Annotated in this window: 15 protein-coding genes; 12 read left to right on the top strand and 3 right to left on the bottom strand. The window is 71.5% G+C overall.

What is annotated here, in order from left to right; all coding sequences use genetic code 11:
* Positions 1–134: 134 nt before the first annotated feature.
* Together OG310_RS30660 and OG310_RS30655 are read right to left on the bottom strand one after the other, a co-directional pair.
* Positions 135–2,168 (bottom strand): NPCBM/NEW2 domain-containing protein, encoded by a 2,034-nt coding sequence (locus tag OG310_RS30660; RefSeq protein WP_329459083.1) that lies wholly within the window; start codon positions 2,166–2,168, stop codon positions 135–137.
* 408 nt (positions 2,169–2,576) lie between these two features.
* The gene (locus tag OG310_RS30655) at positions 2,577–4,328 is read right to left on the bottom strand and encodes a SpoIIE family protein phosphatase (protein ID WP_329459082.1); all 1,752 of its coding nucleotides are present in this window, start codon (positions 4,326–4,328) and stop codon (positions 2,577–2,579) included.
* A gap of 488 nt (positions 4,329–4,816) precedes the next feature.
* On the opposite strand from OG310_RS30655, the gene OG310_RS30650 reads away from it, so the two are divergent.
* From OG310_RS30650 to OG310_RS30615, 8 genes are all read left to right on the top strand, one after another.
* The gene (locus OG310_RS30650) at positions 4,817–5,101 is read left to right on the top strand and encodes a polyprenyl synthetase (RefSeq protein WP_329459081.1); all 285 of its coding nucleotides are present in this window, start codon (positions 4,817–4,819) and stop codon (positions 5,099–5,101) included.
* Complete coding sequence (locus OG310_RS30645) at positions 5,094–6,146, top strand: polyprenyl synthetase family protein (RefSeq protein ID WP_329459080.1); 1,053 nt, start codon at positions 5,094–5,096, stop codon at positions 6,144–6,146. Before OG310_RS30650 ends, OG310_RS30645 begins: the two co-directional genes overlap by 8 nt.
* A gap of 174 nt (positions 6,147–6,320) precedes the next feature.
* A complete protein-coding gene (locus OG310_RS30640; RefSeq protein WP_329459079.1) occupies positions 6,321–7,484 on the top strand; it encodes an oxygenase MpaB family protein in 1,164 nt (387 codons plus the stop codon).
* Between the two features lie 231 nt (positions 7,485–7,715).
* Positions 7,716–9,869: an MMPL family transporter gene (locus OG310_RS30635; protein ID WP_329459078.1), complete on the top strand. Its 2,154-nt coding sequence runs from the start codon at positions 7,716–7,718 to the stop codon at positions 9,867–9,869.
* A 283-nt stretch (positions 9,870–10,152) separates the two neighbouring features.
* Positions 10,153–10,635, top strand: coding sequence for a MarR family winged helix-turn-helix transcriptional regulator (locus tag OG310_RS30630; protein WP_329459077.1), 483 nt, complete (start codon positions 10,153–10,155; stop codon positions 10,633–10,635).
* Positions 10,632–11,582, top strand: coding sequence for an NADP-dependent oxidoreductase (locus tag OG310_RS30625; protein WP_329459076.1), 951 nt, complete (start codon positions 10,632–10,634; stop codon positions 11,580–11,582). Before OG310_RS30630 ends, OG310_RS30625 begins: the two co-directional genes overlap by 4 nt.
* Before the next feature lie 179 nt (positions 11,583–11,761).
* Positions 11,762–13,918: an SMI1/KNR4 family protein gene (locus tag OG310_RS30620; protein WP_329459075.1), complete on the top strand. Its 2,157-nt coding sequence runs from the start codon at positions 11,762–11,764 to the stop codon at positions 13,916–13,918.
* 322 nt (positions 13,919–14,240) lie between these two features.
* Entirely contained in the window at positions 14,241–15,014 is a 774-nt protein-coding gene (locus OG310_RS30615; RefSeq protein WP_329459074.1) for a polysaccharide lyase family 7 protein, read from the top strand.
* Positions 15,015–15,527: 513 nt separating this feature from the next.
* On the opposite strand, the gene OG310_RS30610 is transcribed toward OG310_RS30615, so the two are convergent.
* The gene (locus OG310_RS30610) at positions 15,528–16,334 is read right to left on the bottom strand and encodes a GntR family transcriptional regulator (RefSeq protein WP_329459073.1); all 807 of its coding nucleotides are present in this window, start codon (positions 16,332–16,334) and stop codon (positions 15,528–15,530) included.
* 124 nt (positions 16,335–16,458) lie between these two features.
* On the opposite strand from OG310_RS30610, the gene OG310_RS30605 reads away from it, so the two are divergent.
* From OG310_RS30605 to OG310_RS30590, 4 genes are read left to right on the top strand one after another with little or no spacing between them, the layout of a single operon-like run.
* Positions 16,459–17,754 (top strand): D-tagatose-bisphosphate aldolase, class II, non-catalytic subunit, encoded by a 1,296-nt coding sequence (locus tag OG310_RS30605; protein ID WP_329459072.1) that lies wholly within the window; start codon positions 16,459–16,461, stop codon positions 17,752–17,754.
* Positions 17,751–18,914 carry an SIS domain-containing protein gene (locus OG310_RS30600; RefSeq protein ID WP_329459071.1) on the top strand — a complete coding sequence of 388 codons (1,164 nt, stop codon included), beginning with the start codon at positions 17,751–17,753 and terminating at the stop codon, positions 18,912–18,914. Before OG310_RS30605 ends, OG310_RS30600 begins: the two co-directional genes overlap by 4 nt.
* A 50-nt stretch (positions 18,915–18,964) precedes the next feature.
* Positions 18,965–19,957: a BadF/BadG/BcrA/BcrD ATPase family protein gene (locus OG310_RS30595; protein ID WP_329459070.1), complete on the top strand. Its 993-nt coding sequence runs from the start codon at positions 18,965–18,967 to the stop codon at positions 19,955–19,957.
* The gene (locus OG310_RS30590) at positions 19,957–20,907 is read left to right on the top strand and encodes a DMT family transporter (protein ID WP_329459069.1); all 951 of its coding nucleotides are present in this window, start codon (positions 19,957–19,959) and stop codon (positions 20,905–20,907) included. Before OG310_RS30595 ends, OG310_RS30590 begins: the two co-directional genes overlap by 1 nt.
* Positions 20,908–20,996: the final 89 nt, after the last annotated feature.

The following is a 20,996-nucleotide window of genomic DNA, read 5'->3' as shown; positions in this document are numbered from 1 at the left end:
TGTCCTCCTTGAGTGAGCCTGGCATCCGGCTACCCGGCCCGGCGGAGTCGATGGCCCCCGATCCGGGGGACACGTGCCAGGAGGCCGCGGCTGACGGGCCGCGGCCTCCTGGCCGGCGTCGTGGAACGGACCCCTCAGTCGCAGGTGACCTGCGGGTCCGCCCAGTCCGCGTGGTCGCTGTCGGTGCCGTCGCCGCCGTCCGTGACGACGAGACGGACACTGTCGGCTCCCGTGACGTCCGCGTGCAGTTGCTTCGCGCCGTCGGCGTTGTGCAGGACGCCGCTGTCGGCCACCTGCTTGCCGTCGGCCTCGACCTCGAACTCCACGCTTCCCTTGCCGTCCTTCTCGTCGTCCACGCCGACGGTCGCGTCGAGCGTCGTGCATCCCCCGCCGAGGTAGTAGGTGACGGCGCTCGGCGCGTTGGTGCCGAGACCCTTCGCATAGACCTGGCCACCGATGGTGATCGGGTTCCCGTCGCCCGCCGCCGTCTCGCCGTTGCTCCGGTCCTTCTCGACCGGTCCCCAGCCGTTGGTGGCGGAGACCCAGTCGAGATCGCTGAGGGCGCTCGTACCGGAGGACGGCGGCACCGCCACGAGGACGCTGCCGGTGAGCGGTGAGGTGACGCGTGCCCGGCCGGGGATGCCGGTGTACGAGACGGTGCCGGTCAGCGGGTAGTAGCCGGGTTTCGTGCCGGCCGGGGCACTCACCCGCCAGGGCGTGGTGAGCGTTCTGCCCTTCAGGAGGACGGCGCCCTCGGCGGCACCCGTCGCCTTGGCCGTCCAGCCGTCCGGGGCGTGCAGGGTGACGCTCACACGGGAGGCCGGCAGTACTCCCAGGTCGGTGGCGTACGTGTCGACGGTGCCGCTCTGACCGGGCTGGAGGGCGCCGGGTGTGTGGGAGAGGCCGGTGTCGAGCAGCGGCGGGTCGAGGAGCGCCCCGGCGCCCGCGACGGCGCTGCCGCTGACGCGGAGCAGCACGGTGCCGTGGGCGGGCACGGTCGCCGCCAGGGTCCCGGCGGAGTTGTACGCGGTGTGGCTCCACAGGTCGGTGACCGCGTAACTGGCGTGCCGGGGAAGGCCGGCCGCGGTGGCGGTGGTGGAGATCGGCTGCGCCTGGTCGCCCGCGTTGAACAGGGCGACGGCGCGGTCACCGTTCGCGAGCTGCTTCGTCATCACGTAGCGGTCGCCGTCCGACGACAGCACGGTGGCCTGCTTGCCCAACGGGTCCTGGTCGAGGGCGATGACGTCCTTGTTGTTGAGGATCGCCAGGGTCTGCGGCGTGGCCTTGCGCAGGTCGGTGCCGATCAGCAGCGGTGAGTCCATCATCGACCACAGTGAGAAGTGGCTGCGGTACTCGGTGTCGGTCATGCCCCCGTTGCCGACCTCCAGCATGTCGGGGTCGTTCCAGTGGCCCGGTCCCGCCGCCGGGGCGAGCGGCATGTTGCTCTGGGCGATCGAGAGCATGCTCGACCAGTTGTCGCTGATGTCGCCGGTCGTACGCCAGGAGTTGCCGACGTCCCCGGCCCATTCCCACGGGGACTGCTCGCCCCATTCGCACAGCGAGTAGACGATCGGCCGGCCGGTGGCGGCGAGCGCGTCGCGCATGGCGGTGTAGCGCTTGACGTAGTCCGCGCGGGAGCCGTCGCTGTTGTTGTTGCAGTTGTCGTACTTGAGGTAGTCGACGCCCCAGTCAGCGAACGTCTGCGCGTCCGTGCCCTCGTGGCCGAGGCTGCCGGGGTACCCGGCGCAGGTCGCGGTGCCGGCGTCCTCGTAGATGCCGAGCTTGAGGCCCTTGGAGTGGACGTAGTCGGCGGTGCCCTTGATGCCGTCGGGGAACTTCACCGGGTCGGGTACGAGCCGTCCGTCCGCGTCGCGGCTGTGTGTCTGCCAGCAGTCGTCGATGTTGACGTACGTGTAACCGGCGTCCTTGAGGCCGGAGCTGACGAAGTAGTCGGCCGTCTGCTTGATCAGCGCCTCGTCGACGTCGCAGCCGAAGGAGTTCCAGTCGTTGAAGCCCATCGGCGGGGTCAGGGCGAGGTGGTTGTCCAGTGCTGCGGCGGGTGTCGCGGTGACGGCGACGTCCGTGGTCACGGCCGCGAGGGCCGGCAGGCCTGCCCAGAGCGCACCGGCGGTCACGCAGGCGAGCAGCCTGCGGACGGATCTTGGCATGGCGGATTCCTCTGTTCGCTGTGCCCCACGGGCGAGCGGCCGCCCGGGGACGCGTGCGGATGTGTGCGGACACCTGGCACTGCAGGAGCGTGCGCCCCTTGAAATCAACGGAATACAACAGAGTCGAGCATTTTCTTACGCCGCCACACGGTAAGAGCCCTGACGTGGCTTTGACAAGATGCGTGCGTACCGCGGGATCCGCCCGTGGCTGACATCCCTGTCCAACGCCCGTGCCCCGCACGGATGTACGGGGCACGGATGTACGCGGGACGGCAGGACGGGGGCACGGCAGGACGGCACGGAAGGAGCGGGCGCGGGACGCCGCGCCTCGCGCCCGTACGGCGTCCCCGTCGAACGCGCACGGCCCGGGAAGGACCCGTCGGCCGCCGCACCGGCGGCCCTGGCGGGTCACACCACCGGCGTGGCGGCCTCACGTGCGGCACCGGAGCAGGCCTCGGCCGGTGTCACCAGGCCGGACCCGGTGGTGGACAGCGTCGCGAGGAGCAGAGCCACATCGTCCTCCTGCGCACGGCTGTCGGCCGTGGCGTGGACGATGTACTGGGCCAGCGCGCCCAGTTCGGACGGTCCCCGGCGCAGCGCGTCCAGCACCTTGCGGGAACCGTTGTCGATGCTGCGTCCGCGCGACTCCAGCAGCCCGTCGGTGCACAACAGGAGTGTGTCGCCGCGCCCGAGCGAGCAGCGGGTGGTCGGGAAGGGCGCGTCGGCGGGGCCCGTGACCCCGAGGGGCAGGCCGCCCTCGACGTCGAGCTGGACGACCCTCCCGTCCGCGTACCGGACGAAGGGGTCCGGGTGGCCGGCCCGGACGCACATGGTCTCTCCGGTGTCGGGCCTGACGGCGACGTAGACGCAGGTGGCGAGGCGCTCCGTGTCCAGTTCCGCGAGGAAGGCCGACGCACGTGCCATCACGGCCGCCGGGGGATGCCCCTCGGTGGCGTACGCGCGCAGGGCGGTGCGCAGTTGTCCCATGACCGCCGAGGCGTCGATGTCGTGGCCCTCCACGTCCCCCACGACGAGGCCTGTGCACCCGTTCGGCAGCGCGACCACGTCGTACCAGTCCCCGCCCACCTCCTGGCTGTTGCTGGACGGCTGGTAGTGGACTGCCGTCGCCAGGCCGTCGATCCCCGGGATGCGCGCGGGCAGCATCGCCCGCTGGAGCCCCACGGCCACCGCGTGCTCCTGGTCGTACAGGCGCGCGCGCTGGAGGGACTGGGCCACCGCCGCTCCCAGCGCGAGCAGCAGGTCCCGGTCCACGGTGGTGAAGTTCGTGCGCCCCTCGTAGACCACGGTGAGCGCGCCGGTCGGGCGTCCCTGGGCGACCAGCGGTACCACGGCGAGGGACGTGATGGCGCTCTGCTCGATGGCCGGCCACACGGCGGGGTACTTCTCCTGCGCGTCCTGCCGTCGCACGAAGAGCGGCTGCTGTGTGCGTACGGCTTCGGGGATGGGCAGCGGCGCCTGCACGTCAAGGACTTCGAATGCCCGGAAGGGTGCGCCGGGCATGCCCTTCGTTACGAGGTAACGGCCGCCGTCCTCGACGAAGGTGCTCAGCGCGATGCCCGCGGCCCCGACACCCCGGAGCGTCTCGGGCTCCGTCAGCGAGGTCAGCACGTCGTCGAACGTCAGCGCCTTCGCGAGGGCGGCGGTCGTCGCGTGGACCACGTCGCTCTGCCGGCGGCGCACCGTGTCCGTCGTCGCCTGGTCGATGGCGCCCTGGAGTTCGGCGGAGGCGTCCCTGATCACTCCGACGACCTTCAGCGCGTCACCCGCCTCGTCGCGGATCACCTGCACCTGTGCGTGCGCCCACCGGTTGTCGCCGTCCGGTGGGCAGCACGCCCTGAAGTGGAAGCTGAGGCCCGAGCGCGCACAGCCCCGGCTCACCACCATCTTCCGAAGTTCCGCGACCTCCCTGGGGATCACCCGTCCCGCGAGCGTCGACACCTCCCCGTCGAACTCGTCGGGGGTCAGACCGAACACGGCCAGCGCCCCCGGATGCATGAACACCCGTCCGGAGCGCACGTCCCACAGGAACGCCCCCATGCCGCTGAGTGCCATCGCGCCGGGGAGTTCCGCGCGCAACTCCGCCTCAAGATCGTCGGAGTACTCGGGCGGTCCCGCCCGGGAGGTGGGGACACCACGCATCGCACCCTCCCTGTAACTATATAAAGTAGTATTTATCACCCTTCCCACCCTAACGCCCTCATCCGCGCGGCGGCCCCGAGAGCGGCTTCCGTCTCCGGGGCCGGGAAGCGCGGCGCGGCCGGCGGGGCAGGACCGTCCGCCTACGGCACCTCGCCGAGGGGCGACAGCGAGCGCCGACGCACCCACGCACGGCGACCGCCCCCGTGCGGCGGGTGGCCGGTCCCGCGCACCGGCCGGCCCCGCGCAACCGGCCGGTCGGGACGCCCTTCCCCCCGCCCGTATCGCTCCGCGCGGCGCGGTCCGGCCCGGGACCGCGGGGCACCTCGCCTGCGGTGGCCGCTCGCGCGCGCCCAGGCGCCAGGGCCGGACTCCTGAACGAGTGGTCACCCGATGGGATGACCTGGGCCGTGTCGGCCTGCCCACCTGGGCAGGCTGCGTCCGTGAGCCGGGCGGGCCGGAGCGCGGGCGAGAGGGCGGGGATGGTTCCGATGTCACAGGATGCGCGAAGAGGCGAGGACACCGGTGACCGGGCGGTGCTGCTGGCGGCCGGTCTCGCCGACCTGACACTGCGTACATGTGCGGCGGCGCTCGGCGCGGCTCGCGGCTTACTGGGCCGCTCCGACCTGGGCGAACTCGCCTCGCAGGGACAGCGGGACCTGAGGGCTCGCGGCCGGCTGGCCCTGGACCGCATGGGAGCGGGTGGCGAGGCCCATATGGAAGTGCTGGCCCGGCACGCGCGCTCCCAGGGCGGCGACGGCGGCTCCGGTGCCTGAGGCGTGGGACCACACGGCGCTGAAGGCCCGCGTGGACGGAGAACTGGAGCGGTTCGTCGGGGCCGAGATCGAGGCGCTGCTCAGGGTCGACGGCGACCTGGCACCGCTGGGCGAGGTACTCAGGACGGTCACCGCGCACGGCAAGCGCCTGCGGTCCGCCTTCTGCTACTGGGGCTGGCGGGCGACCGGACAGCCGGACAGCGAGGCGGTGGTACGCGCCGCGGCGAGCATGGAGCTGGTGCACGCCGCGGCGGTTGTGCACGACGACCTGATCGACGACAGCGGCCTGCGACACGGCCTGCCGACCGCACACATCGTGCTGCGCGACACGCTCGCCGGCCGGCCGCGCCCGAGTACCCGCGCACGGTCGCTGGCGATGCTCGCGGGCGACCTGCTGATGTCCTGGGCCGGTCAGTTGTTCGCGACCTGCGGCCTGCCCGCCGCCTACCTGGCCCAGGCCCGCGGCGCGTGGAGTGTGCTGGCCCGTGAACTGATCGCCGGAGAGGCCCTGGAGATCCTGCACACCGCCGGGGAACCCGATGTGCGGCGGTCGTTGAAGGTGATCCGGTACAAGACGGCCAAGTACACCGTCGAACACCCGCTGCACATCGGCGCGGCGCTCGCCGGGGGCGATCCGGGCCTGCGGGAGGTCTTCAGCGACTACGGCCTGCCGCTCGGTGAGGCGTTCCAGTTGCGTGACGACCTCATGGGCCTCTTCGGCGAGCCGGCCACCACGGGCAAGGCGAACACCGACGATGTCACGGGCGCCCGGCCCACCGCACTGGTCGCCCTCGCGCACGAGGCGGCCGGCCCCGCCGAACGGCGCGAGCTCGCGGCCCTGCTCGGCCGCAGCGGCCTGACGAGCGCCCAACTGGAGCGCGTGCGCGCCGTCGTGGACCATACCGGCGCACGCACCCGCGTCGAGGACATGATCACCGAACGGGTCACCCTCGCCACCGCCGCCCTGCGGGGCGCCGGTCTCTCCCGTACCTCCCACCTGGCCCTGACACAGCTCGCGGTGGCGGCCACCGACCGTCAGGGCTGACCGGAGCCGGTCGCGGCACGGCACGACCGCCCGCCACGGGCGGGCCCGAGCCCCGGGGGCCGGAGCTCGGAGCGTCCTTCGGACGGACACCGTTGCGACCCGTTCCGCCGCCCCCACCCCCGCCCCCACCACCCACCACCACACGCGTCCCCTCGCCCGAAGGAGCCGTCCATCATGACCTTCACCGATCAGTCCCTCGACAGCCTGCGCACCGTCGGCGACGAGCTGGCCGACGCCACGGTGGCCACCCTCTTCGAGCGCGGGGAGGTCGGGAAGTTCAACACCCTGATGCGCTATGTCTCCACCGCGGGAGCGGAGTTGCCCGAAGGGCTGCCGGAAGTGGCCCGCGCGTACCTGCACGAGACCAGCACCCCGCCGAGCTGGGTGGACTGGGGCGAGATGGAGAAGGCCCGGCTGTTCTTCATCGACAACAACGTGCACATCTCCACCGCGCTGTCCTTCGCGGCCATGCCCGCCTGCTACGTCGTGCCGCACATCGCGAGACTGCTGTCCGCGACCCACTCCCTGAAGTACCCCTCCAAGCGCATGGCCGAGACCGGGCAGTTCACCGTCCAGCTGATGCAGCCGAACGCCTTCGAGGCCGGAAGCCGTTTCATCCCCGCCGCGCAGAAGGTGCGGCTGCTGCACGCGTCCATCCGCCACCACCTCACGCGCGAGGACCGCTGGGACGTGGCGGCCCTCGGCACGCCGATCTGCCAGGAGGACATGATCGGCGGGCAGATGATGTTCTCGATCCAGGTCCTGGACGCGCTGCACCGCCTCGGCATCCACATGAGCGTCGACGGGGCGGAATCTTACTGCTATGCCTGGCGGGTCGTGGGCGCCATGCTCGGCGTCGACCAGGACCACGTGCCGCGGGACGTGGCCGAGGCCCGCCAGTTCTCCGACCTGTACATGACGCGCCACATGGGCCCCAGCACGGAGGGCGCCGACCTCACCCGGCAACTCATCGACCTGTACGAGGAGGTCGTCCCCGGCACGTTCCTCGATCCCGTCGTCGGCGCCCTCATCCGCTACCTGGTCGGTGACACCGCCGCGGACTGGCTGGAGGTGCCCCGTACGCCGTGGGACACCCTCGTCAAGGCGGCCCCCGCGCTGCTCAACGTCATGGAGACGATCGAGGACCGGTCGCCGCTGGGGGCCAGGGCCCTGGACCGCCTGGGCCACCTCACCACCCTGTTCGAGCTGTCGTCCCTCACCCGGGGACGCGTCATGCACTACGCCGTCCCGGAACACCTCAGGAAGGACTACGGCGTCTCCTCCGCGATCCCGCGCACCAAGCGCTGGACACCGCCGGGTCCGACCGTCACGGCCTGAGACGGCGTGGCGCGTAGGGACTCCCGGGAGCGGCCCGACCCCCGCTCCCGGGCACGTGGCCACCCCGTGCGTTGACCCGGTTGGCCGACATCGACACGTCCTTGATGGAATGGCACGTCACCGGCCGCCTTCCCGCTGCTGATATGGATGCACTGCTCTTGACCGCAGACACCGGCAGCAGGGAATGCGATGTTGCGATGGACCCGTTGGTGTTTCGAGCACCGCCGGAGCGTGCTCGCATTCTGGCTGGTGGCCGCCGTCGTCACACTGGCCCTGAGCCAGCTCTACGGCAGCCGCTACAACGAGAGCGTCAGTCTGCCGGGAACGGATTCGCAAGCGGCGGTCGACCTGCTCACCCACAACTTCCCCTCCGCGTCGGGAGAGGCGGACCAGGTCGTCATCGAGGCGCTCGGCGGCGCGCGCATCCGCTCGTCCTCGGTGCGCGACCCCGTGACCGCCGCGCTGCGGAAGGTGGCGCGGGTCCACAACGTCGAAACCGTCGTCAGCCCGTACAGCGTCCGCGGCGCCTCGCAGATCAGCCAGGACGGCACCGTCGCCTTCGCGACCGTCACCTGGTCCACGGTGTCCGCCGATGTGACGCAGACCGACGCCCTTCACCTGATCGACGCGGCGAAGTCCGCCGACGGGCCGGACGTGCGGATCTCGCTGGGCGGCCGGGCGATCACCACCGAGGAGAGCGCGGGGCCCGGAGTGTCGGTGGCGGTGGGCGTGGTGGCCGCGCTGGTCATCCTGCTGATCGTGTTCGGCGGCGCCCTCTTCGCCTCCTTGATGCCGCTGCTGACGGCGATCATCGCCCTAGTCATCGGTACGTCCACGATCAGCCTCCTCTCCCACGCCCTGGACACACCGAGCGTGTCCAGGGACCTGGCCGTGCTCATCGGCCTCGGTGTCGGTGTGGACTACGGCCTGTTCATCACCAGCCGGCACCGGTCGGCCGTGAAGGCGGGCAGGAGCTACGCGGACGCGGCACAGGAGGCGGTGAACACCTCAGGACGGACGGTGCTGTTCGCGGGCATCACGGTGTGCATCGCGCTGCTCGGCCAGTTCGCGCTCGGGGTCAACTTCCTCTACGGCCTCTCGGCGGCCTCCGCCCTGACCGTGGCCCTGACCATGGCCACCGCGCTGACCTTCCTGCCGGCCGTGCTCGGCTTCCTCGGGCCGAAGGTCCTCTCCCGCAGGGAAAGGGCGGCGCTGGCCGCCGCGGGACCGAGCCCCGACGAGGCCGCCGGCCCCTGGCTCCGCTGGGCCCGCCTCGTCGAGGTACGCAGCGCCTACGTCGCGGTGGCCGCCCTGGCCGTGGTCGTGGCGATCGCCCTGCCCACCTTCAGCCTCCGACTCGGCTCCTCCGGCGCGAACACCGATCCGCCGTCCTCGACCACGCATCAGGCCTACACGGCCCTGGCACGAGGCTTCGGACCCGGATTCAACGGACCCTTCCAACTGGTCAGCGAGGTGTCGACGCCGGCGCAGCGTGCCTCGTTCGCCTCCTTCCTCAAGGCCGCGGCCGCGACGCCGGGCGTGGCGAGGGTGACCCGGGCGATCGTCTCGCCCAACCGCGAGGTGTCCCTCGCCGTGCTCTACCCGGACACCGGGCCCGGCGCGAAAGCCACCGTCTCGCTGGTCTCCACACTGCGCGACCGGCTCATCCCCGCCGCCGAGGCCGGGAGCGGGCTGAAGATCCACGTCGGCGGCGCCACACCCACCAACATCGATTTCTCGCGGGTGCTGAGCGACAAACTGCCCCTGTTCATCGCGGTGGTGGTCATCCTCGCCTTCCTGCTGCTGATGGCCGTCTTCCACAGTGTCCTGATCCCCCTGGTCGCGGCCGTGATGAACCTGCTCTCGGTGGGCGCGGCGCTCGGCGCGCTGAACGCCGTGTTCACCTGGGGCTGGGCCCAGGGGGCACTGAACATCAACGGGACCGGGCCGGTCGACGCCTTCATCCCCGTACTGCTGTTCTCCGTACTCTTCGGCCTGTCCATGGACTACGAGGTCTTCCTCGTCGGCCGCATCCAGGAGGAGTGGCACCGCCGGCGCGAGGCGGCCGCGGGCCGTGTCCAGCGCGTACGCCGCAACCACGAGGCGGTGACCCTCGGCCAGGCCAAGAGCGGCCGCATCATCGCGGGCGCCGCCGGGATCATGATCCTGGTCTTCGGCTCCTTCCTGATCGGCGACCAACGGGTCCTGCAGGAGTTCGGTTTCGGACTCGCGTTCGCCGTCCTCGTCGACGCGCTGATCATCCGCGGCCTGCTCGTCCCGGCCCTCATGCACCTGATCGGGCCCGTCAACTGGGCGATGCCCGCGTGGTTGCGGCGGATCGTGCCGAACTTCTCGATCGAGGCGTCCGGTTCCGTGCACGACTGACGGGTCATCGGATGGGACGACGCCGGACGGCCCGGCGGGCCGGTGAGCCGGTGGCCCCCGACCTGCAGCCGACGGCACGGCAGTTCGGCAGTTCGGCAGTTGGGCGGCCAGGCACCTCGACGGCCCGACGACCCGACAACTGGGGCCAGCCGCCCGACGGCGATCCGTCGGCGTACACAGGCGCGTCGACGGATCTGCCCGTGGGGCGCAGTGCTATAGCGCTGATCTAATCAGCGCTATAGCATCACGGCCGGAAACATCACGGCCGGAAAGGGGGACGCCCGTGGATCTACGACAGATCTTCGACCACCTCGTGCGCCTCGAAACCGACCTGTGGAACGGGATCGATACCGCACTGCGCCGCGAGAGCGACCTGTCGTTGGGCGGCCTTGAGGTACTGCGCGTGATCGACCGTCTGCAGGACTGCCGCGTCAACGACATCGCGGGCGCCCTGTCGATCACGATCGGCGGCGCGAGCCAGGCCGTCGACCGCCTGGAGAAGCGGGCCCTGTGCGTGCGGCAGCCCCATCCCAGGGACCGCCGCTCCTCGCTCGTCCGGCTCACCCGGACGGGCCGGGACCTCGCCGAGTCGGCCGGGCGGATCTTCGACCGCGAACTCGCGGCACGGCTGGCGGGCCCCCTGCCGAAAAGCGAACTGGACCGCCTCGGCGCCGCACTCGCCACGCTCCGCACCCCGGTGCCCCACGGCACGGGCCCCGGACCGGGCGCCGGACAAGGCACCGCCACCCCAGAGGAGTTGTCATGAAGGAAGACCACCAGCGGGCGCGCGTCGTGCGCATCGACCAGTACGGCGACCGCGACGTTCTGCGGATCGCCGACGTACCGATGCCCCGTCCCGCCACCGGCGAGGTCCTCGTCGAGGTCAGAGCGGCGGGCATCAACCCGGGCGAGACCTCGATCCGCACCGGCGCGCTGCACGAGAGATTTCCCGCGCCCTTCCCGTTCGGGCAGGGCAGCGACCTCGCCGGTGTCATCGTCGCCGTGGGGGACGGCGTCAGCGACTTCGCCGTCGGCGACGAGGTCCTCGGCTACTCCTGGCGCCGATCGAGCCACGCCACCCACACCGTCGTGCCGGTGACCCAGCTGATCCGCAAGCCGGACGCACTCGACTGGGCCGTGGCGGGCAGCCTCTACGTCGCCGCGTCGACGGCGTGGGCCGCCGTCGAGGCGATCGGACCGGCCGCGGGACAGACCGTCGCCGTGTCGGCGGCGGCCGGAGGTGTCGGCAGCATCGTCGTCCAGCTCCTCGCCGTGCGCGGCGCCCGCGTCCTGGGCATCGCCTCACCGGCCAACGCTGCCTGGCTGAGCGCGCACGGGGTAAGACCGGTCGGGTACGGCGAGGGGCTCGCCGCGGATCTCGCCGCGGCGGCGCCCGGCGGGATCGACGCCTTCATCGACCTGTTCGGGCCGCAGTACGTACGGCTCGCCATCGACCTGGGGATCCCGCCGGAGCGCATCGAGACGATCATCTCCTTCGAGGAGGCGGCGAAGTTCGGCACGAGGAGCGCGGGCAGCGCCGAGGCGTCCTCCCGGGAAGTCCTCACCGAAGTGGCCGCGCTCGTGGCGGCCGGGCGGATCGAGATCCCGATCGCCGCCACCTTTCCCCTCGAACAGGTCCGCGACGCCTTCGCGACGCTCGAACTCCGCCACACGCGCGGCAAGATCGTCCTGATCCCCGGGCCCGACGCGTAGTACCGGGCGGCGGGCCCTGCGAAGCGGACGACAGCCCCCCGCGCAGGGCCCCTCGTGCCGGACGTACGAGGACGGGTCCGCCGGCCGCCCCCAACAGCGCCCTTCAAAGGGCCGATTGTCAGTGGGTGCTCCTAGCCTCTGCGGTACCGGAGTCGGACACAGAGCGTCAGGAGCTCAGCATGACGGCAACACCGCGGGCCTTCGCCTTCCGCACGGAGCGGCAGCGGCCCGGATCAAAGGAGTGGGTGGGTGACCGACGGGTCACACTGATGCTCGCGCCCGGGGAAGCCGTCGCCCTCTCCCAGCTCGGCTGGCGGGACCGGGACGGGGCGGAGGCCACCGTGGACTTCGACGGGGGCATGGACCGGTTCCTCGGGGTGCGGCTCGACCCGGACGGGACGTCGTACGCCTGGCGGGGCCTGCGGGACAGCGAGCCGCCGGAGCGTCCCCCGTACCGGTTCCGGGCCCTGCGTCCACAAGGGGCGGGCGAGCTGCGGGTGCTGATCGAGGACGGCGGCGCGCCGGTCGTACGCATCTGCTGGACCGACCGCTCCGGCGGCGGTGGCGCTGTCACACTGCACACCCGCGACCTCGATGGCGGCGAACTCACCGCCCAGATAAGGGCAGTGGAGGCGAGCGGCGAGCACCCCGCGGCCGGCGAGGTCGCGGAGAACGTGCTGGACAGGACGAGCAGCAAGTGGCTCACGGTCCGGGGCCGGGGCGGCGACTGGCTCCGCTTCACCCTGCTCAGGCCGGTCACCGTCCGGCACTATGTGCTCTCCTCGGCCAACGACGCGCCGGACCGCGACCCGCGCTCCTGGATCCTCAAGGGCTCGGCGGACGGGCGGACGTGGGTCACGCTCGACATACGCACCGAGGAGTTCTTCCCCGGCAGGCACATGGAGCGCGGCTTCGACATCACCGAGCGGGCGGGGTCCGAGCCCTACCGGTACCTCCGGCTGGAGATCGTCGGCAACTCCGGCTCCCCGCACACCCAGCTCTCGCAGGTGCGGTTCCACGCCACGGGTCCTGTCCCGGTCTCGTTCACCGGCCACCACCGCCGGGCGGGGCAGGCACCGGTGCCCTACGAGGGGGTGGCCGGTGAACCGGGGTCGGTGCGGCTCGACACCGTCGAGCGCTGGCGTCCCTACCTCGCCGAGTACAGCCGCGACATGCTGCGCGTCGCAGCGGACGGTGAGCTCGCCGACATCACACCGCGACAGCGCGACGCGTCCTGGCTCGGCCGTCCGGGAGCGTCCGAGGAGCAACTGGTCGCGCTGGAGAAGCGGCTCGGCTCCGTCCTTCCACCGAGCTACCGGTCCTTCCTGGCGACCTCCGACGGCTGGCGGAACATCAGCCTCTTCATGGCGGAACTGCGCGACACCGCGACCGTCGGCCTGCTGCGCGACGCCGAACCCGACACGTGGGAGATCCTGCGGGGCGAGGACGACGAGGACGCGGACGACCGGGAGTTCATGGACCGCGTGGTCCTGGTCTCGGGGCAGGGCGACGCCCAGTACTGGCTGCTCGACCCGGCCGACGTGTCGCCCGACGGCGAGTGGGCCGCCCACATCTGGGCCAGCTGGTATCCGGGACTCGGTGAACGTTTCGCCTCCTTCGCCGAACTCATCGCCGAGGAGCGTGCCTCGTTCGAGCGGATACGGGGGCAGGAGGGGCGTCCCGTCCGTCCGGAGGGCGCCGAGGAACACCTCGCCCTGGGCCGGGACGCGGCGCTGCGCGGCGAGGTGGACGTGGCGCTCTCGGCGTTCGGCACCGCCGCGGAGAAGGGGTCGGGGGCCGCGGCGTACCTGAAGGTGATCCTCTCCGCGTTCCTCGACAGCAGGTTCACCCACCACGAGTTGCGGGGTGTGCTGCACCGCCCGCACGTGGTGGCCGCGATCGGCCGCGAGCAGATCCGCGCCGAGGCGGTGCCGCTGTTCCTGCGGTGTGCCGCCGCCGACCGGCCCGGTGCGGCCGGCTGGGCGGCCCGGGTCCTCGGCGATTTCCTGCCCGACCTTCCCGGTCTGCCACTGACCGCCACCGGAGCCGCCATCGGACCGGCCTGGGAGGAGTGGGCGACGCGCTATCAGGCGCCGCCCCTGCCGGAGCCGCCGGCCTTCCAGCAGGCTCTCGACACCGCGCGGCTGCTGGCGTCCCGCGGATCGGGAGACGAGGCCTGGACCGTCATCGAGTTGGCTCTGCCCGCGTGGCAGGCAGCGTCACCGCACCGGATCGCCCCCGTCGTCCTCCTGACCGACCCGGTGCTGGCGCCGGTGATGACGCCGCGCCGCGCACGGGCCGTGGTCTTCACGGCGCGCGGGGCCCAACAGGCCTGACACGCGACTGATGCGGCCCGGGCAGGGCACCGCGCCCCACCCTGCCCGAGGTCTGTCGCATGACGGATCATCGTTCACCTATATGAACATTCACGCGCGCCCGAAGAAGCTTTCCGGAGGGTCGCGAGTCTCCGACCAGGCAGCGAACGTCTCTTTGTCACGCTTCTCCTTCCCCCAGCTGGGCGCGTTGAGCTGCGAAGACCAACTCCGTTGCGTGCGCGATTCGTTGACGGCGGGAAGGGGTCGTGCTATCCAGATCAGGCGCCTCGTTGGACTAGACCTAGTTCACATAGCTGAACTTCGAGCGTCGGAAGGGCCCCACATGAAACTCCACTCCAAGCTCCTCGCCGCAGCCGCCGCGGTCGGCATAGCCGGCGTGCTCAGTCTCGGCGGCAGCGCCAGCGCCGCGTCCCCCACGGTCGCGCCCGGCGGCAACTTCGACCTCTCCAAGTGGGAACTGCAGGAGCCCGTCGGCTCCCCCGGCTCCCCGACCACCATCTCGTCCTCACGGCTGCAGGGGGACGACGGCTTCCAGGACTCGTACTTCTACACCGACACACGCGACGGCGCGATGACCTTCTGGGCGCCGGAGAAGGGTGTGACCACACCCAACTCCAACTACGCCCGCTCCGAGCTCCGCGAGATGACCAACGGCAGCGCCGCGAACTGGTCGCTCAGCGGCAGCCACAAGCTGAGCGCCACCCTGCGGGTGGTGTCGGTGACGTCGAACGTGTGCGTCGGCCAGATCCACCTGGGTACGGGCGGCTCGTCCACCAAGCCGCTGATCGAGCTCTACTACCACGCGAACGGCGACATCATCGCGGGCACCGAGAACTCGCCGTCCGGCGGTCAGACCACGCACACCGTGGGCCACGTGTCGATCGGCAAGACGTGGACCTACACGATCGCCGTCTCCGGTGGCAACACGATCGATCTGACGGTCAACGGCACCACGACGCACTACGCCATCCCGTCGTCCTTCGACGCCTACAAGCAGTACTTCAAGGCCGGCTCCTACAACCAGTCGTCCTCGGACAGCACCACCAACGGAGCGCGCGTCGCCTTCTACGGACTGACCGTCTCCCACAGCGGCTGAGCCGAGATCCGGCGCGGCACCCGCCAGGCCCGGCGCACACTGCCGGGCCTGGCCCGCGAGTGGGACCTCCCCGGCGGCGGCCGGGCCGTTCAGGCGATGCGCCCGGCAGCCGGTCGCCCCGTACCGTCACAGCCGCGCGCCGGTATCCGCGAGCGTCGGGGCGGGCGCCGCGCGACGAGCGGACCGCGGTGGGGCGGATCACCCACCGCACGGGTCACACACCTGTGTGCGTTCGACGCCGGCGCACCGTACCCACGGCTCCGGCGGCGCGCCCCCCGCGTCGGCCACCGAGCGGACCCTCCCGTGCGCGGCCGTGACCAACAGGCCCCGACGGGCGAGGAAGACGGCCTCGGGCCGTGACGTCGCGTCCGACCTCCCCCAACGGGCCGCCGGTTCCGTCCCGCCCGCCCGGGAGCGGCCCTGTGCCGGGGCCCCCGGGCAGCGGTTGCGGACACACCCCCGCTCGCCCGCCCGGCGACGCACCCACCACCCGCTGACTCAACACCCCCGCCTTCAGGAGGTGATGGACGCCCGGAAGCGGTAGCGGTCGCCGCGGTAGATGGCCAGGGTGAGTTCGAGGGGACGGCCGTCCTGGTTGAACGCGAGCTGGTGCGCGAGGAGCACCGGAGTCGCGTCGGTGATCTCCAGGAGTTCGCGTTCGGTGGCGTCGGGCTGTCGAGCCTCCACCGAGTAGTCCGCGACCCTGGGCAGTTGGGGGGGCCGGCCACCGCGCAGCGTCGCGAAGAGCGATGCCTCGGTGAAGTCGGTCTCGGCGAGGGCGGGGCAGAGCGCCAGCGGCAGTCGGTTGTGTTCCAGCACGACCACGATGTCGTCGAGGAAGCGCAGCCGCCGCATTTCGAACAGGGCGGCACCGGGGCCGACACGCAGCGTCTCGGACTCACTGACGGTCGCCGGCCGGACCACGGACTGCAGGACCCGACTGCGGGTGACCAGCCCGTGTTTGGCCGCATAGTCGGCGAAGCCCTCGACAATGTGCGCGTCCGCACCGGGAGTTGCGGAGGCCGCGAAGGTGTCGACCGGGTCCGGCGAGACGGCCGGTCCCGCGACGAACCAGCCGCGGGCCGCGGCGGACTCGGCCATCCCCCTGGCGGCGAGGTCCGTGAGCGCCGCGCGCATGGTGACGCGCGACACCCCGTACCGGGCGGCGAGGGTGCGCTCCGACGGCAGACGGTCCCCGGCCCTGGCCCCGTCGGCCGACACATCGGCCCACAGTCGGGCCGCGACCTGGGCGTACAGCGGCAGGGTGTCGTCAGCCAGCAGGCCCCGGGGAAAAGGCGACGTCGATTCCGTGGAAGACATACCAGAAGCATACCAGATATGGACCATTGACGGCCACCATCAAGACCAGTACTGTTCCATTCGAGTTCCGGGCTAAGCGGTCAAATGCGCCCAGAACGTGGCAAGAGAAGGCGAGGAGCGCGCTATGCGCAGTCCACTGGACAAAGTGGTCGAGCACCAGAAGGCGGGACGGCCGCAGGGCATCACCTCCGTGTGTTCGGCCCACCCGCTGGTCATCGAGGCGGCCGTGGTGCAGGCACTCGACAGCGGCGGCGACGCGCTGGTCGAGGCGACCTCCAACCAGGTCGACCAGTACGGCGGTTACACGGGTATGCGACCCGCCGACTTCCGGGACCTCGTGCACGGCATCGCGGCCGACCATGGTCTGCCACTGGACCGGGTGATCCTCGGTGGCGATCACCTCGGCCCGAACCGGTGGCGCGCCCTGTCGCCCGACGAGGCGATGGAGCGGGCGTGCGCCCTGGTCGCCGCCTACGCCGCGGCCGGCTTCACCAAGATCCACCTCGACTGCAGCTTCCCCTGCGCCGGAGACCCCGCCCCGCTGACCGACGACGTGGTCGCCGAGCGCGCCGCGCGGATGATCCGCGCCGCCGAGGACACCGTGGGCGAGCGGGAGGCCGAGCGCATCCGCTACGTGATCGGGACCGAGGTCCCGACCCCGGGCGGCGCGCACGAGGACCTCGGCGTCCTCGCCCCCACCACGGCGGAGGCCGCGCGCACCACCCTGGAGGAGCACCGGAAGGCGTTCGCCGCACACGGCATCACCGGCGTCTGGCCGCGGGTGATGGCCCTGGTCGTCCAGCCCGCGGTGGAGTTCGACCACCTGCGGGTCGTCGACTACCGGCGGGAGGGGACGGCCGAACTGCGCCGGGTCCTCGACGACGAACCCGCGATGGTCTTCGAGGCGCACTCGACCGACTACCAGAGGCCCGAGGCGCTCACCGCGCTGGTCGAGGACCACTGGGCGGTCCTCAAGGTCGGCCCCGGGCTCACCTTCGCCCTGCGTGAGGCGCTGTTCGCGCTCGCCGCGATCGAGGACGAGCTGGTGCCGGCCGCCGACCGCTCACGCCTGCCCGAGGTCGTCGAGCGGCGGATGCTCGCCGAACCGGCCATGTGGGAGGGCTACTACCCGGGCAGCGCGGACGAACAGCGCCTCGCCCGCCGCTACAGCTTCAGCGACCGGCTGCGCTACTACTGGCCCGACGCCGAGATCGCCGCGGCCCAGACCCGGCTGCTGGACAACCTCGCGGCGCTGGAGATCCCGCTGCCGCTGCTGAGCGCCCACCTTCCGAACCAGTACGCCCGCGTCCGCCGCGGAGAGATCGCCGCCGGCCCCCGAGACCTGGCCGTGGACCACGTCCGCGATGTCCTTCGCGACTACGGCCAGGCCTGCGACCCGAATCACAAGGAGTGCGCGTGACTTCCCTTTCCGGCAGCCTGCCCGTCGACAACGGGGCCGCCAACACCGTCCGCGAGATCGCCCAGCAGCCCGCCCTGTGGCGGGAGGTCGACCGGATCGTCGCCCAGGCCCGGCCGTCGCTGGACGCGTTCCTGCTCCCGCTGACGGCCCGCGCGGACCTGCGCGTCGTGCTCACCGGCGCGGGTACCTCCGCGTTCGCCGGCCGGGTGCTGCAGAGCGCACTGGGGCGGCGTCTGGGACGGCGCGTCGACGCGGTGTCCACCACGGATCTCGTCGCCGACCCCCGCGGGTGCCTCGCGGCGGACGTACCCACACTGCTGGTGTCCTTCGCGAGGTCGGGCGACAGTCCCGAGAGCGTGGCCGCCACCGACCTGGCCGACCAGGTGCTCTCCGATGTGCACCACCTCGTGATCACCTGCAACCCGCAGGGCAGCCTGGCGCGCAACCACGCCGACCGGCCGAACTCACGCGTGCTGCTGATGCCCGCCGCGTCGAACGACCAGGGCTTCGCCATGACGTCGAGCTTCACCTGCATGACGCTCGCGGCGCTGCTCGCCCTGGGCGGCGAGGCCCCCGGTGGCATCGCCGAGCGCCTGGCGCGCGCCGCCGAGTGGGTCCTTGAGGACGCCGGTGTCGAGCGCACCATCGCCGCTCTGGTCGACCGCGCCCCCGAGCGCCTCGTCTTCCTGGGCAGCGGGGCGCTCAAGGGCCTCGCCGAGGAGTCGGCGCTGAAGGTGCTCGAACTCACTGGCGGTGCTGTCGTGGCCATGTCCGAATCGTCACTAGGCTTCCGACACGGGCCCAAGGCGGTACTTAACGGACAAACGGCCGTCGTCGTGTACGTGTCGAACGACCCGTACACCCGCCAGTACGACCAGGACATCGTCGCCGAGCTGCGCGCGGGCCTCGCGCCCGGCAGCGTCGTGACAGTCTCCGCCGGCCCCCGCACCCCATCGCAGGCGGGCAGCGCCGACACCTGGCTGCTGCCGGACCTCGAAGGCGTCGACGATGTCGCCCTGGCCCTGCCCGCCGTGGTGTGCGCCCAGCTTCTGGCCCTGCGCTCGTCGCTGGGCCGGGGAATCCGACCGGACAATCCGTTCCCCTCGGGTGAAGTCAACCGGGTGGTGCAGGGCGTGATCCTGCACTCCCTGCACAACTGAGTAAGTCGGCTAGACGGCGTCGAACACGGACGCCGGACGGAGGTACAACGATGTTCCTGGGTGTCGATGGCGGGGGTACAAAGACCGCGTTCTGCCTGGTCGACCGGTACGGTCAGGTGCGCGGGCGGGCGACGGCGGCAAGTTCGTACTACTTCTCGGAGGGTATCGAGCTGGTCGGACGCGTCCTGAAAGAGGGCGTGGACAAGGTCTGCGACGCGGCCGGGCTCGCTCCGGCGGAGATCGACTACGCGTTCTTCGCCATTCCCGGCTACGGCGAGTCGTCCGGTGACGTCCCCGTCCTGGACGCAGCTCCGCGAGCGGTGCTGGGACACGACCGCTACGCGTGCGACAACGACATGGTCTGCGGCTGGGCCGGCTCGCTGGGCGCCGTCGACGGCATCAACGTGATCAGCGGAACCGGCTCGATGACCTACGGCGAGCGGCTCGGCCGAGGGGTGCGCATCGGCGGGTGGGGCGAGCTGTTCGGCGACGAGGGGTCCGCCTACTGGATCGCGATCCGCGGCCTGGCGGCCTTCTCCCGGATGAGCGACGGCCGACTGCCCGAGGGCCCGCTGGCCGGAGTACTCCGCCAGCACCTCGACACGGGGTCCGACCTCGACGTTATCGATGTCGTCTACAACCGCTGGAAGGGCAACCGCGGCCAGATCGCCGCGCTCAGCCGCCAGGTCGCCGAGGCCGCCGCTCTCGGTGACGAGAGCGCCGCGGCGATCCTGACCGAGGCCGGCCGGGAACTCGCCCTGCTCGTCGACGTCACCCGTGAGCGGCTGGGGTTCGCCCCGGACGAGACCGTGCCGGTCTCCTACTCCGGCGGCACCTTCGCCGCCACCGCGGTCCTGGAGGCGTTCACCACGGCGCTGAAGGCTCACCGCACCACCGGCTACGAGCTGCGGCACCCGCTGTACGAACCGGTCATCGGCGCCGCGCTCTACGCGGCGAAACTCGCTGGAACCCCACTGGACCGGAACGCGCTCGACGCTTTGCGCACAGCCCCGGTGCCCCCTGCCTCGGGAGAGGACCACTGATGCTCAACGCCAAAAAGGGCTGGATGCTCTACGCGACCCTGCTGGTTGTCTTCTGGGGTGTCTGGGGTGCCTTCTCCAGCCAGCCGAACACCCGGTACGGGTACCCCAACGAGATGATCTACGTCATCTGGGCCTTCACCATGCTGATCCCCGCGTACTTCGCGATGCGGGGCAAGCGGTTCGACCGGCGGCCCTCGGCAGCGCTGTGGGGCCTGCTCGCCGGACTGACCGGAGCCGGCGGACAGCTGCTGCTGTTCAAGGCCCTAGCCGACGGCCCGGCGTACCTGATCTTCCCCGTGGTCTCCCTCTCCCCCGTGATCACCGTGCTCATGGCGACGGCCCTGCTGCGTGAGCGGATCGCCAAGCTCGCTGTCCTGGGCGTGGTCGCGGCGCTGGCCGCCATCGTGCTGCTGAGCATCCCCGGCGGCGGCGGGAGCTCGAACTCGCACGGCCCGTGGCTGCTGCTGGCCATCCTGATATGCGTGGCCTGGGGCGCTCAGGCCTTCTGCATGCGCAAGGCGGCGCTCATCGGCGTCAACGACGCGACGACCTTCGGCTGGATGACCATCAGCGGCCTGCTGCTGGTGCCGGTGGCCTTCGTGATGATGGGCGGCTTCCCCTCCGGTGCCCCCTGGCAGGCCCCGGCGCTCACCGCCGTCACACAGGTCCTCAACGCGGTCGGCGCGCTGTTCCTCGTCATGGCACTCAGCCGCGGCAAGGCCTCCGTGGTGGCTCCCGTCACCAACGCGCTGGCCCCGGTCCTGACGATCGTGCTGTCACTGGCGGTCTACCAGACCCTGCCCAGTGTGTGGGGCACCATCGGCATCGTGCTGGCCCTCGTCGGCTCGACCCTGATGGTCTACAGCGACGAGAAGGGCGGGGAGGACCCCGTGGCCCCGGGAGCGCAGGCCGACATCCCGGACAGCGTCCCGGTCGTCCAGAAGACCTGACCGCCTCCACCCAGGGACCGGCCGGTACGGATGTGCGTCATCCGTACCGGCCGCTCCCACGCGGCGGGCCGACCACACAAGCGAAGGGA

It is taken from the genome of Streptomyces sp. NBC_01497 (assembly GCF_036250695.1).
Classification (GTDB): Bacteria; Actinomycetota; Actinomycetes; order Streptomycetales; family Streptomycetaceae; genus Streptomyces.
Note: the sequence above shows the minus strand (reverse complement) of the source record. Positions and strands in the feature narration are given on the sequence as shown.

Bases quoted from the DNA above. Each gene is read 5' to 3' on its own strand.
- OG310_RS30660 (WP_329459083.1), bottom strand. From the start codon at position 2,168: ATGCCAAGATCCGTCCGCAGGCTGCTCGCCTGCGTGACCGCCGGTGCG.
- OG310_RS30655 (WP_329459082.1), bottom strand. From the start codon at position 4,328: ATGCGTGGTGTCCCCACCTCCCGGGCGGGACCGCCCGAGTACTCCGAC.
- OG310_RS30650 (WP_329459081.1), top strand. From the start codon at position 4,817: ATGTCACAGGATGCGCGAAGAGGCGAGGACACCGGTGACCGGGCGGTG.
- OG310_RS30640 (WP_329459079.1), top strand. From the start codon at position 6,321: ATGACCTTCACCGATCAGTCCCTCGACAGCCTGCGCACCGTCGGCGAC.
- OG310_RS30625 (WP_329459076.1), top strand. From the start codon at position 10,632: ATGAAGGAAGACCACCAGCGGGCGCGCGTCGTGCGCATCGACCAGTAC.
- OG310_RS30620 (WP_329459075.1), top strand. From the start codon at position 11,762: ATGACGGCAACACCGCGGGCCTTCGCCTTCCGCACGGAGCGGCAGCGG.
- OG310_RS30615 (WP_329459074.1), top strand. From the start codon at position 14,241: ATGAAACTCCACTCCAAGCTCCTCGCCGCAGCCGCCGCGGTCGGCATA.
- OG310_RS30610 (WP_329459073.1), bottom strand. From the start codon at position 16,334: ATGTCTTCCACGGAATCGACGTCGCCTTTTCCCCGGGGCCTGCTGGCT.
- OG310_RS30605 (WP_329459072.1), top strand. From the start codon at position 16,459: ATGCGCAGTCCACTGGACAAAGTGGTCGAGCACCAGAAGGCGGGACGG.
- OG310_RS30595 (WP_329459070.1), top strand. From the start codon at position 18,965: ATGTTCCTGGGTGTCGATGGCGGGGGTACAAAGACCGCGTTCTGCCTG.
- OG310_RS30590 (WP_329459069.1), top strand. From the start codon at position 19,957: ATGCTCAACGCCAAAAAGGGCTGGATGCTCTACGCGACCCTGCTGGTT.